The following is a 9,091-nucleotide window of genomic DNA, read 5'->3' as shown; positions in this document are numbered from 1 at the left end:
TCCAGGACCAACTGCCCGGCTTCGACAGCGGCCTGGCCATGGCCTGTATCGAGGAAGACCTCGGCGCACCGGTGGATGACATTTTCGAGCAACTGGACCGGGAACCGATCTCAGCCGCCTCCTTAGGTCAGGTGCACAAGGGAACCCTCAAGGGTGGCGCAAGGGTGGCGGTGAAGGTGCAGCGCCCGGGGCTGCGCGAACAGATCACCCTGGATCTGTACATCGTGCGCAACATCGCCGCCTGGTTAAACAGCAATATCGGATTGATTCGCAGCGACCTCGTCGCCCTGATCGATGAACTGGGGCGACGGGTGTTCGAAGAGATGGATTACCTCAACGAGGCCTCGAACGCTGAGACCTTCGCTGAGCTGCATCAACACAACCCTCGCATCGCTGTTCCGACGATCTATCGCAACGCCACCAGCCGCCGCGTGCTGACGATGGAGTGGATCGACGGCGTCAAGCTCACCAACCTGGATGCGATTCGCGAGCTCGGTGTGGACCCGGACGACATGGTGGAAGTGGGCGTGAACTGCAGCCTTCAACAGTTGCTGGAGCATGGCTTCTTCCATGCGGATCCCCACCCCGGCAATCTCCTGGCTTTGGAGGACGGTCGCCTCTGTTATCTCGACTTCGGGATGATGAGCGAAGTCAGCCGCGAGTCACGCACCGGCTTGATTCAGGCGGTTGTCCATCTGGTGAACCGGAACTTCGGGAAGCTCTCCAAAGACTTCGTCACCCTGGGGTTCCTGGCGGAAGACGTAAACCTGGAACCGATTGTTCCCGCCTTTGAGAAGGTCTTCAGCCAAGCCTTGGAAGCAGGCGTCAACCACATGGATTTCAAAGCGGTCACCGACGACATGTCCGGTGTGATGTACAAATTCCCCTTCCGGGTGCCGCCTTACTACGCCCTGATCATTCGGTCGCTGGTCACCCTGGAGGGCATCGCCCTGAGTGTGGATCCAAACTTCAAGATCCTCGGTGCTGCCTACCCCTACTTCGCTCGACGGCTAATGGAGGATCCCGATCCCCAACTGCGTCAGAGCCTCAAGGAGATGCTGTTCGACGGGGACGCATTCCGTTGGACCCGTCTGGAAAATCTGGTGTCGAGCGCTGCCAGCCAGGCCCAGCTGGATCTGGAGGCCTTGCTCGATCAACTGCTCGACTTCCTGTTCTCACCGAAGGCAGGACTGCTTCGGGAGCAACTGGTGGCCGCCACGGTTGATCGGCTTGATGCCCTGGGTTGGTCAACGATGCAACGCCTGGGTCGACGCCTCCCCAAACGACTGCAACCCTCCGCCATTGTCCAGACACCTCCCGGGCTCTCCGATCCACTGATGCAACTGGAACCGGTGCGGGAGTTAATTCAGGTATTGCAATCGTTGCCGGGATTCACACCCGAGCTTCTGCTGCGTCGAATGCCAAGGGTGCTCAATGAACCGGACACGCGGCGCATGGGCTTCAAAGTGGCTCAGGGACTGGCCGAACGGGGAGTTGTCCGCCTGGTGCGGGTCGCCGCTGGAGTTCCGGCCTAACTTCCGGCCAACACCTTCAGCGTGATGCTCCTCAAGCCCTTCTCCCGTTCTTCCCTGCTGGCTGTGGCGGCAGGGCTTGGGCTGAGTTGGAGCAGCGTCATGCAACCCCTGCATGCCGCCACGGAAGTCGCGCTGGTGAGTGATGCCTTCCGCCGCTCCATTCCCGTGAAGGAAATTGAACACCTGGCCGAAACCGGTGAAGCCACCGGTCTGCTGGAGGCTCTGCTTGAGCTCTCCGAGCAGGACCCCAACGTGGTGTCGCAGAGGCTCAACCAGAGCCTCGAGCTTCCCCTGGTGCTCACAAGCCGTCTGATCAACACACGGATCGGTGAGGCCATCCTGCGTCGTGTTGCACGCATCATTCATCCGATCTACACACCGGAACCTGAGGTGAGTGTTCCGGCGATCCGCGCCGGATTGATCAGTGGATTGCAGAGCGAAGATGGCCTCACGGCAGTGAGCTTTTTGAAGGGCTACCCCAATGCCGTAATGGCAGTGAATCTTCCGGCTCTGTTTGGAGTGATCGAAAAAGCGGAATCAATCGCCGGCCTAGTGCAGTTTTTCTCCGACTCCCCCTTGGACGGATTGAAGGAAGCGCAACCCTGACCAAGCACTGATCGGACGCCGCCTAGATTCCGGCAATCCCCCCATCCCAGCCGGTGTCCCTGTTTCAGAACCTCCGTCGGCGTTTCACTGCTCCCCCTGTGATGCAGGACTGGCCTGGACTGATCGAGGCCTATCGCAGCTGGCTGCCCGTCAGCGATGCGACCCCGGTGATCAGCCTGCGTGAAGGCGCTACCCCTCTAATTCCCGTGCCATCGGTTGCAGAACAGATAGGCAAGGGCGTGAAGGTGTTTGTGAAATACGACGGCCTGAACCCCACAGGGTCCTTCAAGGACCGGGGCATGACCATGGCCATCAGCAAAGCCAAGGAAGCCGGTTGTGAAGCGGTGATTTGTGCCAGCACGGGCAACACAAGCGCTGCTGCTGCGGCCTATGCCAGGCGGGGTGGGATGCGTGCCTTCGTCTTGATCCCGGACGGCTATGTCGCCCAGGGAAAACTAGCTCAGGCTCTGGTGTACGGGGCTGAGGTCTTGGCGATCCGCGGCAACTTCGACCGCGCCCTCGACATCGTTCGGGAAGCGGCAGAGAAGTATCCCGTCACCCTCGTGAACTCGGTGAATCCCTACCGGCTGCAGGGGCAGAAGACGGCGGCCTTCGAAATCGTAGATGCCCTCGGAGATGCGCCCGACTGGCTGTGCATTCCCATGGGCAACGCAGGGAATATCACCGCCTATTGGATGGGTTTTCAGGAATATCAGCAGGCCGGCCGGATCCGCAGCCTGCCCCGAATGATGGGATTCCAGGCCAGCGGATCCGCCCCTCTGGTTAACAACACCACGGTGACGGACCCCGAAACCATCGCCACCGCTATCCGCATTGGTAACCCAGTAAACCGAGCCAAGGCCCTGGCAGCACGCGAAGCCAGCAACGGCGCGTTCCTGGATGTCACCGATGCGGAAATCATCGCGGCCTACAAGCTTCTGGGCGGCCAGGAGGGAATCTTCTGCGAACCCGCCAGCGCTGCCTCTGTGGCAGGCCTGCTCAAGCGCAAAGATGAAGTGCCAGCCGGCGCCACGGTGGTCTGCGTTCTGACCGGCAATGGCCTCAAGGATCCCGACTGCGCCATCAGCAACAACACCGCCGCCTTCCACACCGACCTCAATCCCGATCTGGGTACCGTCGCCAGTGTGATGGGCTTCTGACACCGCCTTCCATCAACGCGCTTCAGCCCCCCAACAGGGGCTTTTTTGTGGCCATTAAGACAAAACCAACCGACAAAGCGGCTGCGGAAAACACTTTAAAACCATCCCAACATGCTGTGGAAAACAAACCAAAACAATCGACCTGCTTGTCGTGCGAGTTTTCCACCCGCTGTGAAGAGGTGGAAAACAAGGTCTCACTCCCCGTCCTGTGAAAAATTCTCCTCAGCCCTGGCTCATCGAGAACTTGCATGAAAGCTGGGTTTTGAGTGTCTTTCCCCCTTTTCCCCAAGCCCTACGGCGATTATTTTTGTTTTTATTTTTTAAATCATTAACAACTAAAGAGCCGAGCAGAGACTCCCAATGCGTGGGCCATTGCACTTCCCCTCAGCCTGTGAAACCGTGGGACACCTCAGCGCGCTCAGGTCTTCAAGACGATGAAGGTGGTCTGTTCACAGTCTGAACTGAATGGCGCTCTGCAATTGGTGAGCCGTGCAGTCGCCACACGCCCCACCCATCCGGTTTTGGCCAATGTGTTGCTGACCGCCGATGCCGGCAGCAACCGCCTCAGCCTCACTGGTTTTGACCTGAGCCTGGGAATTCAGACGTCTCTCGCCGCCAGCGTGGAAACCAGCGGCGCCATCACACTTCCGGCCCGGCTGCTGGGAGAGATTGTGTCCCGCTTGTCCAGCGATTCTCCGGTCACCCTCGCCGTTGATGATTCCGGTGAGCAGGTTCAGCTCACCAGCCTCAGCGGCAGTTATCAGATGCGCGGCATGAGCGCCGATGACTATCCCGACCTTCCGATGGTGGAGAGCGGCATGACGCTCAAGCTGCAACCTGAACGGTTGGTGCAGGCGCTCAAAGGCACCCTGTTTGCCAGCAGTGCTGATGAAGCGAAGCAACTGCTCACCGGCGTGCATCTCAAGTTTAACCAGCGGGCTCTGGAAGCGGCTGCCACCGATGGTCACCGCCTTGCGGTGCTCAATGTTGATGATGCGGCCGTTACCGACGCTGTGGATGACGAGGGTTTCGCGGTGACGCTCCCATCGCGCTCGCTGCGGGAGGTGGAGCGGCTGATGGCGTCCTTGCGGTCCGATGAACCGGTCAGTTTGTTTTGTGATCGCGGCCAGGTGGTGTTTCTTGCGGTCGACCAAATGGTCACCAGCCGCACCTTAGAAGGTACCTATCCCAATTACGGCCAGCTGATCCCCGATGGTTTCACACGCACCTTTGGAATGGACCGTCGCGCCCTGATCGCTGCTTTGGAGCGGATTGCTGTGCTCGCTGATCAACACAACAACGTTGTGAAATTCAGCAGTCAGTCTGAGGACGGTGTTGTCCAGATCAGTGCCGATGCGCAGGATGTGGGCAGTGGCTATGAGTCGCTTCCCGCGAACTTGGAGGGTGACGCCATGCAGATTGCCTTCAATGTTCGCTATCTGCTGGATGGCCTGAAAGCCATGGGCTCTGATCGGATTGTGCTGCACTGCAACGCGCCCACCACGCCGGCCGTGCTCCGTTCCGATGAAGCGTCCGAAGCCTTCACCTATCTGGTGATGCCCGTTCAGATTCGTTCCTGATGTGTCGCTACCGGATCAGCTGCTTCTCAGTGATCTTCTGAGTCATACGGTCCGTTGTGATCTGGGTCTGGATCACGGGCCTGGGGTCATGGCTTGGATGCATCCGCCGGTGCATCGTCTGCTGGGCTGGGTTAGCCGTCCATCGGCCCTGCGCATGTCACGGGATGTCTGGCGTTTGAACCAGTGTTGTGGTTTGAGCGATCAACAGGTGTTTGTGCGTGGCGAGCCAGCAGTCACCGATCAGGTGACCCTGGAGCGCTTACCCACGCTGATGGATGCAGCCTTGCTGGACCGCGACGGTGAGCGGATCGGCAGCGTTGTGGACCTTGATTTTCGACCTGCCGATGGCGCGATTCTTCACTATCTGATCGCCCGCAGCGACCCGCGTCTGCCGGGGAGTTCCCGATGGTGTTTGGCTCCCGATCGCATCCTTGATCAACAACCGGGTCAGATCCAAACCGGCCTGATGGGATTGGACGATCTGCCGATGGCCCGCGCCAGCGTTCGTCAGGATCTGCTCCAACGCACCCAACACTGGCGAGATCAGTTGCGTTCCATGGGTGACCGTGCTAGCGATCGCCTGGAGGGTTGGTTGGATGACTCGCCCATCGATGAGCTGCGATCGGAAAGCGTGCGCTCCACATCCGACTACGACGACGAACCAGAGGATGTGTCTGGACCTGAGGTCTGGGACGATGAAAGCTGGGATGAGACCCCCTCCCGTCGCCGCCGCGAGGACGAAGACCCCTGGGTCTGACGGGCGGTCGGCAACACTGGGGGGAGGTGCTCCGCGATTCGTGGTTTCCTCCCCTGCGTACGACATAGCTGCAGCCCTGAAGCAGGAAGGACTCAAGCCCAGTGACTGGGATGAGATCTGTCGGCGGCTCGGCCGCGAGCCGAATCGAGCCGAACTGGGCATGTTCGGCGTGATGTGGTCCGAACACTGCTGCTATCGCAATTCCCGGCCCTTGCTGAGTGGCTTCCCCACTGAGGGACCACGCATCCTTGTGGGACCCGGCGAAAACGCGGGCGTGGTTAATCTCGGAGGGGGCCACCGGTTGGCCTTCAAGATCGAAAGCCACAACCACCCCTCCGCCGTCGAACCCTTTCAGGGGGCCGCAACAGGGGTGGGCGGCATCCTGCGTGACATCTTCACGATGGGGGCCCGTCCAATCGCGCTGCTGAACGCTCTGCGCTTTGGCCCTCTTGAGGATCCCGCCAACGTTGGCCTGATGGAAGGCGTTGTGGCCGGCATTGCCCATTACGGCAACTGCGTTGGGGTGCCGACGGTGGGTGGCGAGGTGGCTTTTGATCCCTCCTATTCCGGTAATCCGCTGGTGAATGCCATGGCCCTCGGGTTGATGGAGACTGAGGAGATCGTCAAATCTGGCGCGATCGGCGTCGGCAATCCTGTGGTGTACGTGGGCAGCACCACCGGTCGGGACGGCGTGGGGGGAGCCAGCTTTGCCAGTGCTGAGCTCAGTGCCGATTCCCTGGATGATCGCCCCGCCGTTCAAGTGGGTGATCCGTTTCTGGAGAAAGGGCTGATCGAAGCCTGTCTTGAGGCCTTCGCCAGTGGTGATGTGGTGGCCGCTCAGGACATGGGCGCCGCTGGTCTCACCTGCAGCTGTTCGGAAATGGCTGCCAAAGGGGGCCTGGGGGTGGAACTGGATCTGGACCGTGTTCCGGCCCGTGAAACCGGGATGACGGCCTACGAGTTCCTGTTGTCGGAATCCCAGGAACGGATGTTGTTCGTGGTGAAGGCCGGCCGGGAGGACGCATTGATGCAGCGGTTCCGTCGCTGGGGCTTGCAGGCGGCGGTTGTGGGCAAGGTGCTCCAGGAACCGATTGTGCGGGTGTTGCATCACGGTGCCGTCGCCGCTGAGGTGCCGGCCACGGCACTTGCCGATGACACCCCAATCGAACAACATGCCCTACTGCAGGATCCCCCGGCAGACCTTCAGGCGCTCTGGAGCTGGACCGAGCAGGAGCTTCCGGAGCTGAGCGATGCTGCGGCAGCCCTGCTTCAGCTTCTGGATGACCCCACCATTGCGAGCAAGCAGTGGGTTCACCGTCAGTACGACCAGCAGGTGCTGGCCAACACGGTGGTCTCGTCCGGGGCAGCTGATGCCGCTGTGGTGCGTCTGAGACCTCAGCAAGGTGATGGATCCATGGTTGCATCCAATCGTGGTGTTGCCGCCACGGTGGACTGCCCCAACCGTTGGGTTGTCCTGGATCCTGAACGTGGCGCTCAGGCGGCTGTTGCCGAAGCGGCACGCAACCTGAGTTGTGTTGGGGCGGAGCCCCTGGCGGTGACCGACAACCTCAATTTCCCGTCACCGGAAACACCCAAGGGGTTTTGGCAGCTGGCCATGGCCTGCCGCGGGATCTCTGATGCCTGCTGCGCCCTCAACACCCCCGTCACTGGCGGCAATGTCTCGCTTTACAACGAGACCAAACAGGACGACGGCACGATGCAACCGATCCACCCCACGCCGGTGATCGGCATGGTTGGTGGTGTGGATGACATCACCCGTGTGACTGGCTTGGCTTGGCAACAGCCTGGCGATGCGATCTTCCTCATCGGTGTTCCGCCGGAGGATGGTGCCGATCCCAGCCTTGGTTTGGCGGGCAGTGCCTATCAGCAGCAGATCCTTGGCTCCTTGGCCGGACGACCGCCCAAGCCCGATCTTGCCGTCGAAGCAGCGGTGGGGCGTTTGGTGCGTGAGGCCATTGCTCAAGGTCTGTTGGCCTCTGCCCACGACTGCAGTGATGGCGGCTTGGCAGTGGCGTTGGCTGAATCCTGCATCACCTCTGATCTGGGCATCAGCGTGACGCTGTGCACAGGCTCAGCGCGCCTGGAGCGGGTTTTGTTCGCCGAAGGCGGCAGCCGAGTGATTGTGTCGGTGAATGCAGCACGCCTCCCTGCATGGGAGCAGTTGATCGGATCCAATCCAGCGCTCTGCGTCACCCAGCTGGGCAGCGTTGCCGCGGAGGCTCGATTGGTGATCCGATCCGAATCGGCTGTTCAGCTCGATCTTGAGGTGCAACGCTGTGCTGCTGTCTTCCGTGATGCGTTGCCCCGACGGATCCATTCGGAGTGATTGAGTCAGGCGTTGCCTGACGGTCGTTTCTCTTCCTTATCTCTCTGACTTCGGATTCATCATGTGCGGCATTATCGGAATGTTCTGTGTTGACTCAGTCAACCAACAGGTCTACGACAATCTGCTTCTGCTTCAGCACCGTGGTCAGGACTCGGCAGGGATTGTCACGATGGATAATCACACCTTCCATGTGCACAAACAAAGGGGACGTGTATGTGAAGCCTTTCGCACCCGAGACATGCGAAAGCTGTTGGGCAATGCCGGAATCGGTCACGTTCGTTATGCCACCCGTGGTGCTGCTGCGTCAGAAGAGGAAGTTCAGCCGTTCTATGTGAATGCCCCCTATGGCATCACTTTTGTTCACAACGGCAATCTCACCAACACCCTTCAGCTTGAGCAGGATCTGTTCAATATTGATCGTCGTCACACCAATTCCACCAGTGATACGGAGATGTTGGTCAATGTGTTGGCCACGGAGATTCAATCTCAACTCACAGGACGTGATCTGACACCGGATCAGTTGTTTGATGCGGTGGCGTCACTCCATCACCGCGTTCAGGGCTCCTACGCAGCGATCGCTTTGATTGCGGGCCACGGAATGCTGACCTTCCGGGATCCCTATGGAATTCGCCCCCTGATTCTCGGCAGGCGGCTGTCTGAACAGGGTCGTGAGGAGTGGATTGTCGCCAGTGAATCGCTGGTGATTGAAAACAGTGGTTACGAGATCGTTCGCGATGTTGACCCTGGTGAGGCGGTGTTCATTGACCTTGATTTGAATTTGCATCAGCGTCAGTGTGCCGAGTCTCCTCGCTTGATTCCCTGTGCTTTTGAGTACGTGTATTTGGCGCGGCCGGATTCCGTCATGAACGGCATTTCGGTGTATGAGTCGCGATTACGGATGGGTGATCGTCTGGCTCAAACCATTGCCGAAACGTTGCCGGCTGGTGATATCGATATTGTGATGCCGATTCCTGATTCAGCAAGGCCTTCGGCGATGCAGGTGGCCAAGCAATTGGGTCTCGATTATCGCGAAGGCTTTTACAAAAACCGCTATGTCGGTCGAACCTTCATCATGCCCGGTCAAGCTGAACGCAAGAAATCAGTTC

General features: G+C 59.5%; 7 protein-coding genes. All 7 read left to right on the top strand.

Features of this window, described 5'->3' with window-relative positions:
- On the top strand, positions 1-1,535 hold a 1,535-nt coding region (locus ACGVJ8_RS09155), incomplete at its 5' end, for an ABC1 kinase family protein (protein WP_392347429.1).
- Between the two features lie 24 nt (positions 1,536-1,559).
- Positions 1,560-2,141, top strand: coding sequence for an alpha/beta hydrolase (locus ACGVJ8_RS09150; RefSeq protein WP_392347427.1), 582 nt, complete (start codon positions 1,560-1,562; stop codon positions 2,139-2,141).
- A 101-nt stretch (positions 2,142-2,242) separates the two neighbouring features.
- Positions 2,243-3,301 (top strand): threonine synthase, encoded by a 1,059-nt coding sequence (gene thrC / locus ACGVJ8_RS09145; protein WP_392347431.1) that lies wholly within the window; start codon positions 2,243-2,245, stop codon positions 3,299-3,301.
- Positions 3,302-3,735: 434 nt separating this feature from the next.
- Positions 3,736-4,881 (top strand): DNA polymerase III subunit beta, encoded by a 1,146-nt coding sequence (dnaN, locus tag ACGVJ8_RS09140; protein ID WP_392347424.1) that lies wholly within the window; start codon positions 3,736-3,738, stop codon positions 4,879-4,881.
- 1 nt (position 4,882) lies between these two features.
- Positions 4,883-5,638 carry an RNA methyltransferase gene (locus ACGVJ8_RS09135; RefSeq protein WP_392347422.1) on the top strand — a complete coding sequence of 252 codons (756 nt, stop codon included), beginning with the start codon at positions 4,883-4,885 and terminating at the stop codon, positions 5,636-5,638.
- Positions 5,639-5,678: 40 nt separating this feature from the next.
- A complete protein-coding gene (gene purL, locus ACGVJ8_RS09130; RefSeq protein WP_392347420.1) occupies positions 5,679-7,985 on the top strand; it encodes a phosphoribosylformylglycinamidine synthase subunit PurL in 2,307 nt (768 codons plus the stop codon).
- 61 nt (positions 7,986-8,046) lie between these two features.
- Positions 8,047-9,091, top strand: a 1,045-nt coding sequence (locus tag ACGVJ8_RS09125; protein WP_392347418.1) for an amidophosphoribosyltransferase, incomplete at its 3' end; no start/stop codon positions are given.

The organism is Parasynechococcus sp., assembly GCF_042954245.1.
In the GTDB taxonomy this organism is placed as follows: domain Bacteria; phylum Cyanobacteriota; class Cyanobacteriia; order PCC-6307; family Cyanobiaceae; genus Parasynechococcus.
Note: the sequence above shows the minus strand (reverse complement) of the source record. Positions and strands in the feature narration are given on the sequence as shown.